Annotated in this window: 11 protein-coding genes and 5 pseudogenes; 5 read left to right on the forward strand and 11 right to left on the reverse strand. The window is 69.5% G+C overall.

Translation table 11 applies throughout. The features are described 5' to 3' along the window. Positions 1-370: 370 nt before the first annotated feature. The 7 genes and pseudogenes from AB0J72_RS53140 to AB0J72_RS53170 form a co-directional block, all read right to left on the reverse strand. Positions 371-940, reverse strand: a complete 570-nt coding sequence (locus AB0J72_RS53140) for a cation-transporting P-type ATPase (RefSeq protein WP_363415006.1) — start codon at positions 938-940, stop codon at positions 371-373. A gap of 144 nt (positions 941-1,084) precedes the next feature. Beyond that, on the reverse strand, positions 1,085-1,729 hold the full coding sequence (locus AB0J72_RS53145; RefSeq protein WP_363415091.1) for a hydrolase: 645 nt from the start codon (positions 1,727-1,729) through the stop codon (positions 1,085-1,087). 99 nt (positions 1,730-1,828) lie between these two features. Next, positions 1,829-2,446 (reverse strand): annotated as a pseudogene (locus AB0J72_RS53150) (phosphoribosyltransferase family protein); the annotation flags it as partial. Positions 2,447-2,684: 238 nt separating this feature from the next. Next, complete coding sequence (locus AB0J72_RS53155) at positions 2,685-2,858, reverse strand: DUF1918 domain-containing protein (protein ID WP_363415009.1); 174 nt, start codon at positions 2,856-2,858, stop codon at positions 2,685-2,687. A 45-nt stretch (positions 2,859-2,903) separates the two neighbouring features. Further along, positions 2,904-3,296: a hypothetical protein gene (locus AB0J72_RS53160; protein ID WP_363415011.1), complete on the reverse strand. Its 393-nt coding sequence runs from the start codon at positions 3,294-3,296 to the stop codon at positions 2,904-2,906. A 127-nt stretch (positions 3,297-3,423) separates the two neighbouring features. After that, positions 3,424-3,879, reverse strand: a pseudogene (locus AB0J72_RS53165) (cellulose binding domain-containing protein). 33 nt (positions 3,880-3,912) lie between these two features. Next, entirely contained in the window at positions 3,913-5,685 is a 1,773-nt protein-coding gene (locus AB0J72_RS53170) for a cellulose binding domain-containing protein (RefSeq protein ID WP_363415014.1), read from the reverse strand. A gap of 483 nt (positions 5,686-6,168) precedes the next feature. Here AB0J72_RS53170 and AB0J72_RS53175 point away from each other — a divergent pair, with 483 nt between their 5' ends. Further along, positions 6,169-8,631, forward strand: coding sequence for a glycosyl hydrolase (locus AB0J72_RS53175; RefSeq protein ID WP_363415017.1), 2,463 nt, complete (start codon positions 6,169-6,171; stop codon positions 8,629-8,631). A gap of 137 nt (positions 8,632-8,768) precedes the next feature. Continuing rightward, a pseudogene (locus AB0J72_RS53180) lies at positions 8,769-8,906 on the forward strand (NADH-quinone oxidoreductase subunit A); the annotation flags it as partial. 175 nt (positions 8,907-9,081) lie between these two features. Here AB0J72_RS53180 and AB0J72_RS53185 read toward each other — a convergent pair. After that, positions 9,082-10,335, reverse strand: a complete 1,254-nt coding sequence (locus AB0J72_RS53185) for a cation:proton antiporter (protein WP_363415020.1) — start codon at positions 10,333-10,335, stop codon at positions 9,082-9,084. A gap of 59 nt (positions 10,336-10,394) precedes the next feature. On the opposite strand from AB0J72_RS53185, the pseudogene nhaA (AB0J72_RS53190) reads away from it, so the two are divergent. Further along, positions 10,395-11,699 (forward strand): annotated as a pseudogene (gene nhaA / locus AB0J72_RS53190) (Na+/H+ antiporter NhaA). A gap of 206 nt (positions 11,700-11,905) precedes the next feature. On the opposite strand, the gene nhaA (AB0J72_RS53195) reads toward nhaA (AB0J72_RS53190), so the two are convergent. Beyond that, entirely contained in the window at positions 11,906-13,246 is a 1,341-nt protein-coding gene (nhaA, locus tag AB0J72_RS53195) for a Na+/H+ antiporter NhaA (RefSeq protein ID WP_363415022.1), read from the reverse strand. Positions 13,247-13,644: 398 nt separating this feature from the next. Between nhaA (AB0J72_RS53195) and AB0J72_RS53200 the strand changes: the two are divergent. Both AB0J72_RS53200 and AB0J72_RS53205 read left to right on the forward strand, forming a co-directional pair. Then, positions 13,645-14,004 (forward strand): annotated as a pseudogene (locus AB0J72_RS53200) (hypothetical protein); the annotation flags it as partial. A gap of 226 nt (positions 14,005-14,230) precedes the next feature. Continuing rightward, complete coding sequence (locus tag AB0J72_RS53205) at positions 14,231-14,428, forward strand: helix-turn-helix domain-containing protein (RefSeq protein WP_363415094.1); 198 nt, start codon at positions 14,231-14,233, stop codon at positions 14,426-14,428. Positions 14,429-14,994: 566 nt separating this feature from the next. On the opposite strand, the gene AB0J72_RS53210 is transcribed toward AB0J72_RS53205, so the two are convergent. Beyond that, positions 14,995-16,281, reverse strand: a complete 1,287-nt coding sequence (locus tag AB0J72_RS53210; protein ID WP_363415025.1) for an ABC transporter substrate-binding protein — start codon at positions 16,279-16,281, stop codon at positions 14,995-14,997. Further along, entirely contained in the window at positions 16,278-17,588 is a 1,311-nt protein-coding gene (gene fucP / locus AB0J72_RS53215) for an L-fucose:H+ symporter permease (RefSeq protein ID WP_363415028.1), read from the reverse strand. The genes AB0J72_RS53210 and fucP overlap by 4 nt, the downstream gene beginning before the upstream one ends. Between the last annotated feature and the right edge of the window lie 356 nt (positions 17,589-17,944).

Raw genomic sequence — 17,944 nt, forward strand, 5'->3', positions numbered from 1 at the left:
CGGCCAGGCCGGCCACGCAGATCAGCGCCAGCAGACCGAGGCTCATCCCGGATCCCCCGGTGCGGAGGGGCCGTCACCGCCGCCGGGCGTCCCTGAAGGCGCCGGCGGAACGCTTGCACCGCCCGCACCCGTCGCCGGCACGTGCCGCCGTGCCGCCGACCGAAACGCCAGACCGATCGACTTGTCCATGGCGCCGACCTCCCGGCTGTGTACCTTCACGCCGCTTTCCGGGACCCCACCCACAGCATGGTCTGTGGATGGCGGACGTGCCCACGGGTGCGAGGGGAAGTCACCTTCCTGGCAGGGCGGCTCGCCACGTGGCGGCCAGCGCCGACGACACACGGCAGCGCCACCGCGGTGACGGCCGCGCTCACGTCCAGCGCCGTCCGCACGGGGCCGCGGGCCGGTTTCCGGCATCCACCCCGAGTGACGGCGACACCGGCGAGGACAGGATGCACGCACAGGGCACAGCGGCATCATGTTGACCTGGCCGGCTGGCTGGTCGCCGTGCTCGACTGGCTACGGGAGCGTCCGCAGACCGCCGAGTTGCCAGTCGGCCTGTTCGAAGACGGTACCGGCGCGGCCGCCGCATTGTTCGCCGCGGTCCGTCGGCCCGCCGTCGTACGGGCCATGGTGTTGCGAGACGGGCGACCGGACCGCGTCGGCAGCGTACTGAGCCAGGTGCAAGCATGGTGATACCGGCCGCCACCAGCAGCACCACGGCGAACAGGTCGGTGAACTGACTGGCGAAGCGCCGCAGCGGCGACCGGCGACGCGGGGCTGGAAGCTCGTTACGCCCACCGCCGACCAGTCGCTGTGCGGCCTGGCCGGCCGAGAGCCCGCGCGGCGACGAGGCGAGCGCCGCGAAGACCGCTTCCGGGGTCATGGTGCGCGGCGTATTCTCCGCCATGCTGTGACCGGTGGACGGTACAACCACCATGGGCACTCGCCGTACCCGGGAGCAGGCCGGTCATACACGACCACCCGCGTCCGCATGGAACAGCCTAATCAGGCTGTGTCTATGCGGGCATGGTTGGTGTGACCGGCGGCCGGCCGCTCCGTTGACGTCCGGCGAGGCCTTCCCTCAGGAGTGCCGGTGGCCTGCGTGGGCGACGTGGCGCAGGTGAGTGGTGAACCAGGCCTGAGCGTGGCGGGCCGCGGCGGTCAGGGTGCCTGGCTCTTCGAACAGATGCGTGGCGCCAGGTACCACGACGAGCTCGGTGGGGCATCGCATCCGGCTTTGTGCGGTTCGGTTGAGGGCCAGTACCTGCGTATCGAGAGCGCCGACAATGAGCAGCGTGGGGGCGGTCACGGCGGGCAGCTGGGGTCCGGCCAGGTCGGGGCGACCGCCTCGGGAGACGATCGCTGCGACGTCGGCGTGCGGCTCGGCGGCAGCCCACAGTGCTGCTGCGGCACCAGTGCTGGCGCCGAACCACCCGATGGTCAGGTCACGGCCCCACGGTTGATCGTGCGCCCAGGCGGAGACGCGGGCGAGCCGCTCGGCGAGCAGTTCGATGTCGAACACGTTGGCCCTGCTGGCTGCTTCCCCGGGGGTGAGCAGATCGAACAGCAGGGTGCCCAGGCCCGCCTGGTTGAGTGTCAGGGCCACGTATCGGTTGCGCGGGCTGTGGCGGCTGCTGCCGCTGCCGTGGGCGAACAGGACCAGCCCACTCGGATCCGGGGGCAGGGTGAGGTGTCCGGGCAGGTTCAGGTCCGCGGTGTTGATCACGACTTCCTCGTCGCGGCCGGGCACCCCGCCGCCCCGTTCGGTGTCTGCCGGCGCCCCGGTGGACGCCCGTTGGGTGGCGGCACGGATGAGCAGGTCGCGGACCTCGTCGTCGGAGGTGGGGGCGAAGTCGGCGTACCACTGGCCGACCGACATCAACCAGTCCGGCGCGTGCACGCAGATCACGTCATCGGCGTCGCGTTGCAGGGGCTCGATCAGGCGGGCCGGCGCTACCGGAATGGCCAGCACGGTGCGGGCGGCGCCGCGGGCGCGGGCGACCTGGCAGGCGGCGCGTGCGGTGGAGCCGGTGGCAATGCCGTCGTCGACGATGACCGCGGTGCGCCCGGCGAGATCCTCCGCGGGACGGTCGCCGCGCAACAGCCGCGCGCGTTCGCCGAGCAGGGCCCGTTCGTGCTCCTCGACCTGCGCCAGTTCGTCGGTCGTGACACCGGCGAGGCGGATCACCCGCGGGTTGAGCACGCGGACACCGTCTTCACCGACGGCACCCAAACCGAGTTCGGGCTGCTCCGGGACGCCGAGCTTCCGCACGATGATCACATCGAGCGGGGCCTGGAGCGCCTCGGCGACCTGATAGGCCACCGGTACCCCGCCGCGCGGCAGGCCCAGTACCACTACGTCCTGACCGTGCAGGTGGGACAGCTTGCGAGCCAGCTGCCGGCCCGCGTCGACACGATTGCCGAAGACCCGGTTCTGGATCATGGTTGGCCTCCTCGCAAAACCCTGGCGTCCAGCCGCGACCTGGTGTCGAGTGCGCGGGAGATCTGCCTGCCGAACGTGTGGCGACCTGGCGCGCGACATGGTTTGGGGTCGCGGTTACGCCGTGCAGAGGGTGGTCCGCGATGGCATGGCGACCGAGCTTTCCGCGCAATGGCGATCGCTACGACATGGTGATGCTGCCGCGCTGGTTCAGCCCGGCTTCCTCGTAACGTGAGCCGGTTCAATGTGCGCGTCGGCCCCCGGCTACACCAGCGCCTCGTTGCCGCTGTCCAGCCAGCGGACCGCGTAGGGCGGGGTCCGTCGTCATGCCGCTTTCGGTGATGACACCGATGCGACGGTGGTCTCCGACATGCTTGCCTTCTTCGATGAGCCGGTCCCCGGCCTTCGCTTCCATGGTAATCGCCTCCCACGGCCTCCGCGTTGCAGCTCTTCGCCGCGCTCAGCGCCTCATTCCCCGGGCGCTGCGGCTCATGCCGAGCCAGAGGCCGTACTCCGAGCCGGGCAACCCTGGGCGCCCGGTGTTCGACGCAGTGGAACTGACGTCAGGCGGGCCGGTGAACGCTGCCCGCGTGGCCGGGCGCACCTCGTTGAGCCCGGAGCAGAAGTCGTCGATCGTGACCGGGACCCAGCGGCCGCAGTTGCGGCCGTCGTCAGGCGCCGATTTCGAGCCGAGGAGCACGCCCATCGGTCGCGGATAGTAGGTGGTGTAGTCGCCGGGGGTGTTGTAGACGTTGAGCGCCGCGAAGTGCTGACTGTCGAGCTCTGCCTGGGGCACGCCGTAGCCGCCGTAGGGCGTGCCGAGTCCGTCGAAGTGGGTCGCATTGCCGGTCATTGCCGGGCCGGACGGAGCCGGCGGGCCGCTGGGTGAACGCGACGGCGAGGCGCTGCCTGACGGTCGGGGCGACGCGGTCGCCGAGACCGGCGGGGTGGCGGGACCGGTGGTCGGTTCGGCGGGTCCGTCACATGGCTGCCCGTTGAGGTTGAAACGCCGTCGGTGCGGGGTCGGACCCGCCGTAGGTCAGGTTGAAGCGGGTGGTCGCCGTGCCGTCCGTCGCGATGGTGCCGTTGTAGGCGGCGTTGACGGCGGTGACGGCGGTGCCGCTCTGGCTGTGGGTGCCGCTCCAGCCGTCGCTGACGCGCCGGTTGCCCGGGAACGATCAGCGCAGTGTCCACTGCCTGATCGGCGGGCCGAAGTTGGCGATGGTCAGCTCGACCGTCGTCCCGGTGTCCCAGTCGTTGGTGACGCGGTACTGCACGCCGCAGCCGCTGGTGTCGGCGTGGGCGCTGTGCAGACCGACCGCGGTGGCGGCCACCGTCGCGGCGGCTACGGCACCGCCGATGACTCGAGTGCGCATCTTTCGTCCTCCACGGATCGTCCGGGGTGTGGCACATCGCGCGGGCCGGGTCCCGGGCATGGGATCCGGCCCGCCGTTGCGTCGCTGACGCGGCTACCAGGCGGTCATGTTTGGCAGCTGGTCGATGGAGATGGTGCGAGGGTTTGCCATGGCGGTCTTCCAGAGGCCGGCGACGTCCTTGCCGCTGCCGTTCCAGTCGCGGGAGGCCCAGACGACGAAGTACGGCCAGGCGGGATCGGTGGATGGGTTGAGCGGGCTGAACGTCTCCGCGACGCCTGTGGTCTTGCCGTTGCCGATCGCCTTGCAGGTGGTGAGGTCGCCGGCGCTCTGGAAGTAGTCGGAGGTGACCAGGTCGGCGTAGCCGTCGCCGGGGTACCAGGACGACAGTGCGGTGCCCTGCCCGCTGGCCATGCCGTTGAACACCCATACGACGTTGTGCGCCCCGGCCAGCCGGGCCCGTTGGTAGATGAGCCGCCAGAGCTGCTTGTAGGCGTCCTGGCCCTTCTTCGTCCACCACATGTAGTTGTTGTTCGCCTCGTGCAGCGGGCGGAACAGGACCGGCACGCCGGCGTCGCCTAGCTTCTTCAGTTCGCCGACGACGAGGTCGATGTCCTGGTACAGCTTGGAGGACGGGTTGTTCAGGTCGGGCACGAAGTCACAGGGCGCGGCGTAGTTGCCCCCGCGCGGGCAGTACCAGTGCCATTGGAAAGCGACGATCCCCTGTCGCTGCCTCGCCCAGTCGATGACCTGCTGGGTCTGGATACTGCCGCGGGTGTACTCCATGAAGTCGAAGGCGACGATCGCCGGGTAGCGGCCGGTCAGCTGCTGCACCTTGTCCGCGTCCGGCAGGTCGGTCTGCCCGCTGACGTAGGTGTGGGTCCTGAGGTAACAGATCAGGTGCCGCGCCTTGGAGCCGGCGTCTGGGTCGGCCGGCGACTGCCCGCAGTCCGGGCCCGGCGGTGCCGCGACCGGCACCGCGTAGACCTCGAGCTCGAAGAGCGAGTAGCCCCAGGCGGTGCCGCGGGCGGTGCCGGACATCCGCACGTACCGGCCGTGGCCGTCGACGGCGAGCACGTCGTCGCCGCCGTCGCCCGTCGTGGTGCCGGACACGGTCGTCCAGGTCGTCGCGTCGGTGGAGGTCTGGATCTGGTACGCGCGGGCGTATGCGGCCTCCCACCGCAGGATCACCTGCCGGACCGGGTACTCGGCGCCGAGGTCGACCTGCAGCCACTGCGGATCTGTGTACAGGCTGGACCAGCGGGTGGTGCGGTCGCCGTCCGCCGCGTTCGCCGGGGACAGCCCGGCTCCCTCGGTGGACGACGCTGTCACGGGACGGCGCAGCGCCAGGTTTCCCGTCGGCACGCCCGGGCCGCTCGGACCCGGACTGCTCGACGGACTGCTCGACGGGCTGCCTGATGGGCTGCTCGACGGTGTCGTACCGGGAGGCGAGCAGGCCACGCCGTTGAGCGTGAACGCGGCCGGGGACGGGTTCGACCCGGCGTAGGTGACGTTGAAGCCGAAGCTGACCGAGCCGCCGCCTGCCGGGATGGCCGCGTTGTAGCTGACGTTGGTCGCCGTGGCGTCGGCGCCGGACTGGGTCTTTGTGGCGTTCCACATGTCGGTGATCGTCTGGCCGGCCGGGAAGCTCCAGGCGAGCGTCCATCCGTTCACGGCGGTGGGTCCCGTGTTGGTGACGACCACGGTCGCGGTGGCGCCCGATCCCCAGTCGTTGGTGACCTGGTACCTGACCTGACATCCGTCGGCGGCGGCCTGCGCCGATGGTGTGGTGGCCAGGCCGGCCGCGAGCACGGTGACGGCGACCGCCGCTGCGGCCGTGACGAGCCGGACGGGTGCACGACGTCTCATTGCGCCTCCTTGGGCAGATCCGGGTGACCGCGATGTTTTCCCTTAAGCGGCTAAGTTGTCAATCGATCGATCGATGGTCCGAGTCGTATGGTGAAACTTCCATGCCGGCGAGGTCTCCTGCATCGAATCGCATCGACGCTGTGGGCGCTGCCGATCGGGATCGACGTGGGAAATGCCAGTCAGCGTCATTGTGGCGTCGAATCGCTTCGATGCAGCGGTTCATGCGCCGCGCAACCCTCCCCGGGCGTCGGCGCTCGTCGCTGCCGCGCTGAATCTGACACTGGGCGCTTGCATATGAAGCGGCTAAGTATCAGTATCGACCATGTTCGACCCTCGGCACACCGTCACGGTCCGCCGCGTGGGTTCCGCAGCCGCCACCTGCGACCGACGCACCGTCGTGGCGCCGACGGTCCGCCACGGCACCCCCCGTTCACCCGAGCAAAGGGTTTCGAGGAGCAGATGAACAGGTTCCGAGCAGCGCTTTTGGCAGGCGCCGTCCTGGCCGCCGGAGTGCTCACCACCGTCGTGCAGGTGACGAACGCCCAAGCCGCCACCCAGATCTGCGACCAGTACGGCAGCGTGACCGGCAGCCGGTACGTCGTGCAGAACAACCGCTGGGGCACCGGTGTCCAGCAGTGCATCACGGTCAACAACGCGGTCGACGGCTTCAGCCTGGACACCGGCGACGCGAACAACGCGACCAACGGCGCACCGGCCTCGTACCCGTCGGTCTACTACGGCTGCCACTACGGCAACTGCAGCCCCGGCACCATCCTGCCGCTGCCCGCGTCCGACAGCCGCTTCCGGCAGATCACCACCAGCGTGTCCATGACCTACCCGAGCGGCGGCGCCTGGGACGCGGCGTACGACATCTGGTTCGACCCGGCGGCCAAGACCACCGGGCAGAACAACGGCGTTGAGATCATGGTCTGGCTGAACCATCTCGGCTCCATCCAGCCGGTGGGCAGCAAGATCGCCACCGCCAGCATCGGCGGCGCCGCCTTCGACGTGTGGGGCGGTCGTATCGCCGACAACGGCGGCTGGAACGTCATGTCCTACGTTCGCCAGACCGCCGCGACCTCGATGAACTTCGCCGTCTCGGCGTTCTTCGACGACGCGGTCGGCCGCGGCTACGCGCAGTCCGGCTGGTACCTGACCAGCGTGCAGGCCGGCTTCGAGCCGTGGACCGGCGGGGCCGGGCTGACCGTCGAGTCGTTCTCGGTCACCACCGGCGCGGCACCGACGACACCGCCGGTCACGCCGCCGGCGTCGGGCAACCTCGCGCTGCACCGCCCGGTCACCTCGTCGTCCAACGAGAGCAGCAGCCTCGGTGCCGCTCTCGCCGTGGACGGCAACACCTCGACCCGCTGGGGCAGTGCCTACAACGATCCACAGTGGATCCAGGTCGACCTCGGCGCCAGCCAGACGATCAGGCGGGTGGTGCTGCGCTGGGAGGCCGCCTACGCCAAGGGGTACCGGATCCAGACGTCCGCCGACGCCACCAACTGGACCACCGTCTACACCACCGGCACCGGTGCGGGTGGCGTCAACGACCTGGCGGTCAACGGCACCGGTCGCTACCTGCGCATGTACGGCACGGCCCGGGCCAACACCAGCTGGGGCTACTCGCTCTACGAGCTCGAGGTGTACGCCACCGGAGCCCCGCCACCGCCCCCGTCGGGGCCGGTCACCCGCAGTGGCACGCTGAGCTGGCTCGCGGGCCTGCCCACCGGCAGCTCCAACCGGGTTGCGTCCGGCTTCTTCGGCGGCTACAGCGGTGGCACGTTCAACCTCGACCAGACCGAGCAGCTGCACAACCAGACCGGCCAGTACCCGGCGGTGCTCGCCTGCGACTACGGCAACTGGGTCACCGGCAGCAACACTCAGGTCAACAGCTCCTGCAACAGCACGCTGAAGAGCTGGCAGCAGCGGGGCGGGTTGGTCAGCGTCGGCATCCACTGGCCGAATCCGGGCAGCGGCGGCTTCGGCACCAAGCTGCCCAACTTCGCCGACATCACCAACCCCGGCACCGCCGTGGGCAGCGCCTGGCTCAACAGCCTCAAACAGGTCGGCGACGGCCTCGCGGACCTCAAGAGCTCGGGCGTGGTCGTGCTGTGGCGGCCCTTCCACGAGATGAACGGCGACTGGTTCTGGTGGGGCGGCCAGGACACCACGACGTTCAAGAACGTCTGGAACTCCATGCACAACCACCTGGTCAACACCCGTGGCCTGGACAACCTCATCTGGGTCTACGCGCCCGACTTCAGCCGCGGCAACGCCACCGGCCACTTCGCCGGTGGCGACGCGGTGGACATCGTCGGCATGGACGCCTACGACGACAACCCGGCCGCGTCCGGTATCCAGAGCACGTACAACCAGGTGCTGGGCCTCGGCAAGCCGTTCACCTTCACCGAGATCGGTCCGGACAACTCGCCGTTCGACTACGGCAAGTGGATCAACGCGATCAAGCAGTACTACCCGAAGACCTCTTACTTCCTCGCATGGAACGACAAGTGGGGGCCGCCGCAGAACCAGAACTCCGGCGCGCTCATGAACGACCCGTGGACGCTCAACCTCGGAGAGGTCTCGATCAACGGTGGCACCACGCCCCCGACCACCCCGCCGCCGACGACTCCGCCGGCCGGTCAGGGCGCGTGCAGCGCCGGCTACGCCGTGACCGACTCGTGGACCGGCGGGTTCAACGCCGAGGTCGCGGTCCGCAACACGGGCTCCACGACCATCAGCACCTGGACGGTCACCTGGACGTTCGCGAACGGCCAGACCATCACCAACTCGTGGAACACCACGCTGACCACTGCCGGCGCCGCCGTCACCGCGAAACCGGTCACCTACAACGCGACCCTCGCCCCCGGCGCGACCACGGCGTTCGGCCTCAGCGCCAGCGGCACCAACGCCGCGCCGACACTGACCTGCACCGCGGGCTGACCAGCAGATCCGTGCCAGGAACACCATCTCGGGGGTGGCCTGTGGGCCACCCCCGAGAGATCGAGCCGGTGCCAGACCGGCAGTACCGACCGCAACGTAAGCCGGACTGAGATCGCGGCCGGCCCGCGCGATCACCCGAATCCCTCATGTACCCGTGGGCGCTGGTGGTGGCCCAGGTAGGCGTCAATGCCATGGTGGAGATGTTCGCCTTCCTGGATGTGCTGATGGCGGGCGTCGTGTACGCCTGGCGGGAGGGTGCCCCGCGATGGGTGTGAGGGCGGCGCTCCAGGCGGGCCTGGGCCGGTGGGCGCTGCGCCGGCCACACCTGCTGCTCGTGGCCACTTCGGGAGCCGCTGCAGTGCGGCTGGCTGTCGAGGCGTACGCGGCGGCGGGATGCGGTCCTCGCTCTGGCGCCGGCGGCCGCGCCAGACCGCTGAAGGTGCCGGCAGCTCAGACATCGTCGGGCTGCTGCGTCGTGGGCCGTGCGGGTCCGCGGCGCAGGAGTTTGCGGCCGCGGTGTTCGATGCGTTGCCGCCAGGCGGGCATGAGGGTGGGGTCGAAGCCGCGGGCGACGAGGACGTCGGTGGAGGAGTGCAGCACGATGCTGAGCACGATGGTGAGGGCGACGAGGGTGAAGACCTGTTGGGCGGCGGCGATGCCGGAGGCGAGGACGAGCAGGCCGTAGACGACGGAGGCGAAGCCCTTCGGTCCGAACCACATCGCCGCGAGTTGCTCCCGCATCCCCAGGCGCGAGCCGAGGAACGAGACGGCAAGTGCGGCGGGGCGGGCGACGACGAGGGCGAGGATCGCGAAGACCCAGCCGGTCCAGGCGATGTCACCGAAGAACGCCGGGGTGAGCAGAGCGCCGAAGACCAGCAGCGCGACGAGCTTGAAGACTTCGGCGAGGAGTTCGCCGAAGTGTTCGAAGGCTTCGCGTTCGCGGCGGCCGACGGTGGCGACGGTGATGCCGGCGGCGAATGCGGCGAGGAACAGGTTGGCGTGGGTGGCTTTGCCGATGGCGAGGACGAGCAGGCCGATCGCGACGGCGTTGAGTGGCAGGTACTGCTCGGAGACGGCGAACCAGCGGGTGCGTTCCAGGCGGATCGCCAGCCACGGTACGGCGACGCCGATGGCCACGCCGAGGAGCAGCTCTGTGCCGAGGTCGGCCAGGTGCAGGTCGCCGGATTCGGCGGCGACGGCGAGCAGGACGACGACGAACGGCAGGGCGAGCCCGTCGTTGACGCCGGACTCGACGTTGAGCAGGTGCCGTAGCCGGGCTGGGACCTTGTCGTTGCCGACGAGGGCGGCGGCGAAGACGGGGTCGGTGGGGGCGAGGATCGCGCCGATGAGCAGGGCTTCGGGCCAGTCGAGGCCGGCGACGTAGTGGGCGATGACGGCGGTGACGAGCAGGGTGAGCGGCAGGCCCCAGCCGAGTGCCCGGCCGGGCAGGCGCCACGCGGTGCGCAGGTCGGTCCAGCCGACGCGCATGCCGTCGGTGAACAGCACGACGAACAGGGCGAGTTCGGCGAGGGTGGCGACGATGGGTGTGGCGGGGGTGACGTGGACGAGGCCGAGGACGCCGTCGCCGGCCAGGAACCCGGCGGCGAGGAACAGTACGGCGGTGGACAGTACGGTGCGGTTGGCGAGGGCGGACACCAGCACCGCGATGAGCAGTACGACGGCGAATACGAGCAGCAGCGTCATCGGCGGGTCCTGTCGGTGGGCACGACTGTGGCGTTGCCGACCCTTCCCGCAGGAGCCACATGGGTACCGTGCCTGATCAGTCTCGTCAGCGTCCGCTGCTCGGGCGGGGCAGCTGGGGCGAAGTCAGCCGGATCGGCGACATCCTGCGTACGGAGACCGTCGGCGGCGCGTTGCTGCTGGCCGCGGCGGTGACCGCGCTGGTGTGGGCGAATCTGCCCTGGCGGGGCACATACCATGAGCTGGGCGCCGTCCGGGTCGGGCCGCACGTCTTGCACCTGGACCTGTCGTTGGCGCAGTGGGCGGCCGACGGGCTGCTGGCGGTCTTCTTCTTCGTCGCCGGTCTCGAGCTCAAGCGGGAGTTCGTGGCCGGGGACCTGCGGGACCCGCGGCGCGCGGTGCTGCCGATCCTCGCCGCGGTCGGCGGCATGATCGGCCCCGCGGTGATCTACGTGGCGGTCAACTGGGGTGCGGGTGGGGCGATCGCCGGATGGGCGGTGCCGACCGCGACGGATGTCGCCTTCGCCCTGGCCGTGCTCGGGGTGCTCAGCACGCATCTGCCGGCGGCACTGCGCACGTTCCCGCTGACCCTCGCCGTGGTCGACGATCTGCTCGGCATCACGGTCATCGGTGTGTTCTACACCAGTGGCCTCCGCGTCGTGCCGCTGGCTCTGACGCTGGTCCCGCTCGGGCTGTTCGCCCTGCTCACGCACCGGCAGGTGCGGGCCTGGTGGGTGCTGCTGCCCCTCGCCGTGGCGACATGGGTGCTCATGCACGCGTCCGGGGTCCATGCGACGATCGCCGGGGTGCTGCTCGGCTTCGCGGTCCCGGTGCGACGCCGGCCGGACGGGTCCGGCTGCGAACTGGCGCAGCACTTCGAGCGGCGGTGGCGGCCGGTCTCGGCCGGTGTCGCCGTGCCGGTGTTCGCGTTCTTCGCCGCCGGGGTGACCGTCGTCGGGCAGGGGCCGCTCGGCGCCCGGCTGGCCAACTCGGTCACGATCGGCATCGTTGTCGCGCTGGTGGTGGGCAAGACGGTCGGCGTGCTCGGCTCGACGTGGCTGGTGCAGCGGTTCAGCCGCGCCCGGCTTGCGGCGGAGCTGAGCTGGTGGGACATGCTCGGTGTGTCGATCCTCGCCGGGATGGGTTTCACCGTGTCGCTGCTCATCGGCGAGCTCGCGTTCGGTGCGGGCACGTAGCGCGATGCTGACGCCAAGATCGGGATTCTGGTCGGATCGCTGATCGCCGCGGTGCTCGCAGGGATCGTTCTGCGAATCCGCAACGCCCGTTACCGCCGCCTGATCAAGATCGAGGAGCTCGACCTGGACGCCGACGGCATCCCGGACGTGTACCAGGAAGACAGCCGATGACGCCGCACGCGCCTGCGGGGCATGCCGCCTGACCCGCGACCGGCACCGGCCAGATCGCCGCCAACATCACCGGCGTCGCCGAGGCGGCCAACACCACCAGCCACAGCGTCACCGAGTCCCAGCAGTCCGCAGCCGACCTGGCCCGCATGTCCAACGAACTGTCCACACTGGTCGGTACGTTCCGGTACTCACCGGGGCCACCGTACTCAGCCGCGACCACTGTCCGCCGTCTCGTACACGTCAGGAATGCCATTGTCGTCGGCGTCAATGGATTCGGCCTCGTGGATGCGGCGGTACGCGTTGTTCCGCAGCCGCAGCACCACGGTGGCCAGCAGCGCGGCGATCAGTGACCCGGTCAGCACCGCGACCTTCACGTGGTCGTCCCGTTCGGTGCCTGCGCCGAAGGCCAGCTCGCCGATGAGCAGCGAGACGGTGAAGCCGATACCGCCGAGCAAGGCCAGGCCGAACGCGTCGGTCCAGGCGAGCCCTTCGTCGAGGTCGGCACGGGTGAACCGGGCGACCAGCCACGTTGCCAGGGTGATGCCGACGACCTTGCCGAGGATCAGGCCGGCGATGATGCCGACGGTGACCCGATCGGCCATCGAGGTCGCGAGCCCGCCGAGTCCGCCGATGGTCACACCGGCGGACAGCAGGGCGAAGATCGGCACCGCGAGCCCGGCGGACACCGGCCGGAACCGGTGCTCGAAATGTTCGGCGAGGCCGGGACCGGCGCCGGGTCCACCAGCCCGCTCGCTGCGTGCGACCGGCACGGTCAGCGCCAGCAGGACACCGGCGACGGTGGCGTGCACACCGGACTCGTGCACCAGCACCCACGTCGCCGCGGCGAGCGGCAGCAGCAGCCACCATGACCGCACCCGGCGCTGGACCAGCACGGCGAACGCCGCCAGGGGCAGCAGCGCCGCCAGCAGCGGCAGCACCGACAGGCTGGAGGTGTAGAACACCGCGATGATGACGATCGCCAGCAGATCGTCGACCACTGCGAGCGTCAGCAGGAACGTGCGCAGCGACGTCGGTAGGTGTCTGCCGACCACCGCCAGCACGGCGAGTGCGAAGGCGATGTCCGTGGCCGTCGGGATCGCCCAGCCACGTGATGCTCCGCCGCTGGTGCCGAAGTTGACCGCTGTGTACAGCAGCGCCGGCACGACGACGCCTCCCACAGCGGCGGCGACGGGCACGACCGCCCGGCGGGGGGCGCGGAGGTCACCGGCGACGAATTCACGTTTGAGTTCCAGACCGGCGACGAAGAAGAAGATCGCCAGCAGCCCGTCCGCGGCCCAGACGGCCAGCGGCAGGTCCAGATGCCAGGCGGCCGGGCCGACCCGCAGCTCCCGCAGCGCCTCGTACGCCGCTGACCATGGAGAATTCGCCCACACCAGGGCGATCACCGCTCCGGCCAGGAGCAGCGCCCCGCCGATGGTCTCCTGACGCAGGATCGCACCGATCCGGCGGGCCTCTGGCCAGGTGCCGCGTCCGAACAGCGTCGCCGTGCGGCGGGGATCGTCATTCACGTCGGTGCTCGCAATCATGGGTCGGATCAGTCACTGCCGACCAGACTTCCCGGCGCACCTGCGTCATAGACTATCCGAACCGACGCAGCGTGCCCACGTACAACTGCCCAATGCAACTGTCCACGGACGACCGCGGCTGATCACTGTCGCGCGGTTGCTGGCGCAGGCTGCGAGGTTGTCGCGGCCGGTGCACGCGCTGAGCAAGGGCAACAAGCAAAGGTCGGACTGGTGCAGGCGTTCATGCACCAGCCGGCGCTGCTCATCCTCGACGAGCCGACCAGCGGCCTCGACCCTCTCGTGCAGCGGGAGTTCCTGGCGATGGTCCGCGATGCGCGGACCGCCGGGCAGACGGTGTGCATGTCCTCCCATGTCCTGGCCGAGGTGCAGCACTCGGCGGATCGGGTGGCGATCGTGCGGTGTGGTCGGCTCGCCGCGGTCGAACGGGTGGAGTCCCTGGGCCGGCCTTCATCAACGACCTGCTCACCGGACGCGCCAGCCCCGGAGGGCTGGCCGAACGGGCGCACCGCTACGGCATCCGCATCTCCGCCTCCCAGGTCGTGCTCGTCGCCCGCGCCGCCGGCCTCAACGCGCACATCGTGCACCGCATCGACGCCGCGCTCGCCGGCCGGTTCGGCGACGGCAACACGCTGACCACCCTCCGCGACGGCGACCTGGTGTGCGTCAGCGCCGGCGGACTGCGCGGCATCGCCGCCGAGCTGGCCCATCTGCTACTCGGCGAACTCGGCGCCGACGGCTGGCAGATCGCCGTCGGCCGCGCCTACCCTGGCCTGCCCGGCCTCACCACGTCCCTCGACGAGGCCCGCAACACCCTCGAGCACGCCAGCAAACTTGGCTTCACCACGCCCGTGCTCAACGCCGCCGACCTGCTCGTCTTCCCCGTGCTGCTGCGTGACCGCGACGCCATCATCGACCTCGTCACCACCGTGCTCGGCCCACTGATGACCGCGCGGCGGTGCGCAACCGTACCTGGACACCCTCACGGTGCTCTTCGACAATCAGGGCAACTACACGGCCACCGCCCGGCAGATGCACCTGTCCGTCCGGGCGGTCACCTATCGCTTGGACCGCATCCACAGCCTCACGGGCTACCACCCCGGCGAGCCGACCCAGCGCTTCACGCTGCACGCTGCAGTTCTCGGCGCCAGACTGCTCGGCTGGCCCCCGTCCGCGCCGGCGTGAAACGCCGCGTCGTCAGCGACACCGCGAATCACAGTCGCGAGGGGCCGAAGCGGCTGACAACGCGGCGCAGCCGGATCTGGCGTGGCACGCCGCGGGGTAGTCGGTGCAGCAGTGCGGTAAGCAGCGCCCGGTCGGCGGGGGTGAACCGGATTTCTGGCCGTGCAGCTGTCGTTCGAGGACGGTGATCTGATGTCGCAGGGCGAGGATTTCGGCGTCCTTTGCCCGGTCGCTCATCCCGAGCAGCCGCAGCATCGCCAGCGCGTTGGTCACGCCGAGGTAAGCCAGTCGAAGCAGCACGTTCAGGCATCCTCGCCCAGTTGTCGCCAGCGATACGACCAGCCTGGACATGTTTGACGAGCGCAAGATCTGTTGTCATAGTCAAACCGACCCTGACCAGGGCGGACGTCATTGTCGGCATCCGCAACACCAGCGACGCATTCATGGCCTGAATTGTCGTCGACCTCGTCCGGTCGACCTCGCACGAAACCGCACATCACGGCCTTCGAACCAGATTTACGAGCCCACGGCATCAAGCATCGCGTGAGCAACAACGCTTGACCCCCGCATCAGCGTGGCGGGATCTTGTCCTTGGTGACCGCGTTTTCGAGATCCCGGGCGAAGGCGTCCGGGTCGTGGGTGCGTACGTAGTTCGACACGGCGTAGTAGAAGCCATCCTGGAACGCCGGGCTCATGGCCTCGCCGTGGGCGACCGACAGCAGCACCGATGAGCCCCAGAGGCTCTTCGAGGCATCTCGCTGGTAGGCGGACAGGGATGAAATGTCGATGTTCCGGAGCACCGGTACTGACCCCTTCGCCTTGCTGAACGGGATCTGGGTCGCCGGCTTGCTGATGTCGCTGAGGAAGGTGAGGGCGTTCTTGGCGTTCTTGGCTCTGGTCGCGGCCACGAAGACGTCGACGACCGCGAGGAAGCTGTCGTCGGTGCCGGGAAACGCCACAGCTCCGAAGTCCTTGCCCTCTCGCGCGCCGGAGGTGACCAGCTCGCCGTACGCCGAGTCGTTCATGGACTCGAAGGCGCAACCACCACTGGCGAGGTTCTTTGTCGCCGCGTCCCAGGTCAACGTGCCCGCTTCGGGATCGGCGTAGGCGAGGATGTCGCCGAAGGTCCGCAGCGCTGTCCGCACCTGCGCGCTGCGCCAGTTGAGGCGGTCGCCGGCCATGTCCTGCCAGCCCTTCACCCCGATGGTGGTGAGTAGCACGTTCTCGAACAGCTCGACGGTGGTGAACGGGTCCTTTCCGCCGAGACACAGGGGGATGGCTCCAGACGCCTTGACCTTCCGCAGGTCGTCCAGGAAGGCGGCGAGGGCGTAGTCGCCGGAGGGTGGTGTGACGCCCGCCCGGTTGAGGAGCTCGGTGTTGAACCACAGCATGTTGCTGCGATGGGCACCTGTCGGCACCCCGTACGGCTTGCCGCCGTGCATGAGCGCACCCAGGATGGTCGGCTGCATCGTCGCGCGTAGGTCCTCCTCGGCGAAGACCGGCGCGACGTCGCGGATGACGCCGCTGTCGGCGTAGCCCTGCACGGACTTGCCCGCGAAGGTCTGCCAGACGTCGGGCGGGTTGCCGTTCTGCAGCCGCTTGGCCAGGGCCACGACCGCCTGCGACCCGGCGCCGCCCGGGACCGCGGCGTTGACGACGTCGACATTCGGATTCGTCTGATGCATGGCGGTGAACAGGACGTTCAGCGCGGCAGCTTCGGAGCCGGAAGTCCACCACGACACGACCTCGAGCTGCTTGGTTTCCTTCGTTGGGCTCGTCGGCTTCGGTGGACCGCAGCCGGCCACGGCGAGCACCACGACCGCGACTGCCGCTGCCACGCGGCGCCGGCGGTTCATGCCGTGCTCCCGGTGACGGTGCTCGGCCCGGCGCCCTTGGGCAGGACCGGCTCGGCGCTCCCGCAGACGGGCCCGGCCGGGGCCCTGAGGTCGTAGAGGGCGTAGAGCCCGACGACGGCGAAGCAGACGGCTGGGACGATGAAGGAGATCGCCGCGCTCGTCCGGTCCACGAGCCTGCCCTGTATCACCGGCATGATCGCGCCGCCCACGATGGCCATCACGAGGCCGGCGGCGCCGAACTTGGTCGCCGGACCGAGCCCTTTGAGGGCCACGCCGTAGATCGTCGGAAACATGAGCGACAGGCAGAAGGACAGGGAGACCACGGCGAGGACCCCGGCGAGGTTGGGACTCACCATCGCGAACATGCACAGCGCCACCGCCAGCAAGGCCAGCACGGCGAGCACCTTGGTGGCGCGCACACGACCGATCACCCACGTCATCAGGAAGCGTGATGCGAGGAAGACGAGCAGGCTGAGCTGCAGATAGGCGCCGCCCTTCTGCAGGCTGCCGCTCAGTGCCTGCTGCACGTACTGGATCAGGTACGTCCAGGTGCACACCTGAGCCCCGATGTTCGCGAACTGGGCGAGCACCCCGAAGCGGTAACGCTTGCTGCGCCACAGCACGCCGAACAGGTCGCGGGTGCCACCGGTGTGCGGGCCGGCATCGGGGAACTCCTCGACGATCGGCGGCGCCTTCTGGCTCGCGATGGCGACGGCGATGAGCACCAGGAGGACGGCCAGCCCCAGGTAAGGGGCCATCACCGCGCCGAGCTCGCCCGCGCGGATGGTGCGCAGCTGATCCGGGCTCAGCGACGCGATGTCCACCGGCTCCACGAGCTTGGGCAGGATGAGCGTCGAGGCCAGCAGTACACCGATGTTCGTGCCTACCGGATTGAATGCCTGGGCGAAGTTCAGCCGCCGGGTCGCCGTCTCCTCCGGGCCGAGCGACATGACGTACGGGTTCGCGGAGGTCTCCAGGATCGAGCAGCCCGCGGCCATCGCGAACAGGGCCAGCAGGAACGCCTCGTACGTCATGATCTTGCTTGCCGGATAGAAGAGGAATGCGCCCAGCGCCGCGAGCCCCAGTCCGGTGAGGATTCCCGTCTTGTAGCCGAAACGCTGGTTGATGAAGGCCGCCGGAAGCGCGAGCAGGAAGTACGCGCCGAAGTAAGCCAACTGGACGAGCGACGCCTGGAAGGTGCTCATCTCGAAGATGCGCTTGAATCCCGCCACCATCGGCGTGGTCAGGTCCTGCGCTATGCCCCAAGCAGTGAAACAGCCGATCAGAGCAATGAAGAGCAGTAGCATCCCGCTGCCGAGCAGTGGCCGCTGCTGCCCCCGCCCGTCTGCATCATCCCCTACTGACGGCGCCATGCTGGCCCTGGGCACTCCTTCCGTGAACCGCGCGTGCGCGTCGCTGGTCGGTGACCTCATACAGCGGACTCGCAGGAGCGGATCGATGGAACACTCGTGATCGAGACTGGCACTGTCGGTAACGTCGTCTTCGGCCGCCATCGCACGGGGCGGCCGGCACGCCCATTGTTGCGAACTACCCACCCCGACGCGCCATAAACGCGGGTGGGCTCAGTGAGGACGACGGCCCCTGGTGCGTCTGACGGGCCACCGAACGTCAACGCCGAAACCGGCTCAGGTGTGACCATGTC

The sequence above is a fragment of the Dactylosporangium sp. NPDC049742 genome, assembly GCF_040674675.1.
In the GTDB taxonomy this organism is placed as follows: domain Bacteria; phylum Actinomycetota; class Actinomycetes; order Mycobacteriales; family Micromonosporaceae; genus Dactylosporangium; species Dactylosporangium maewongense.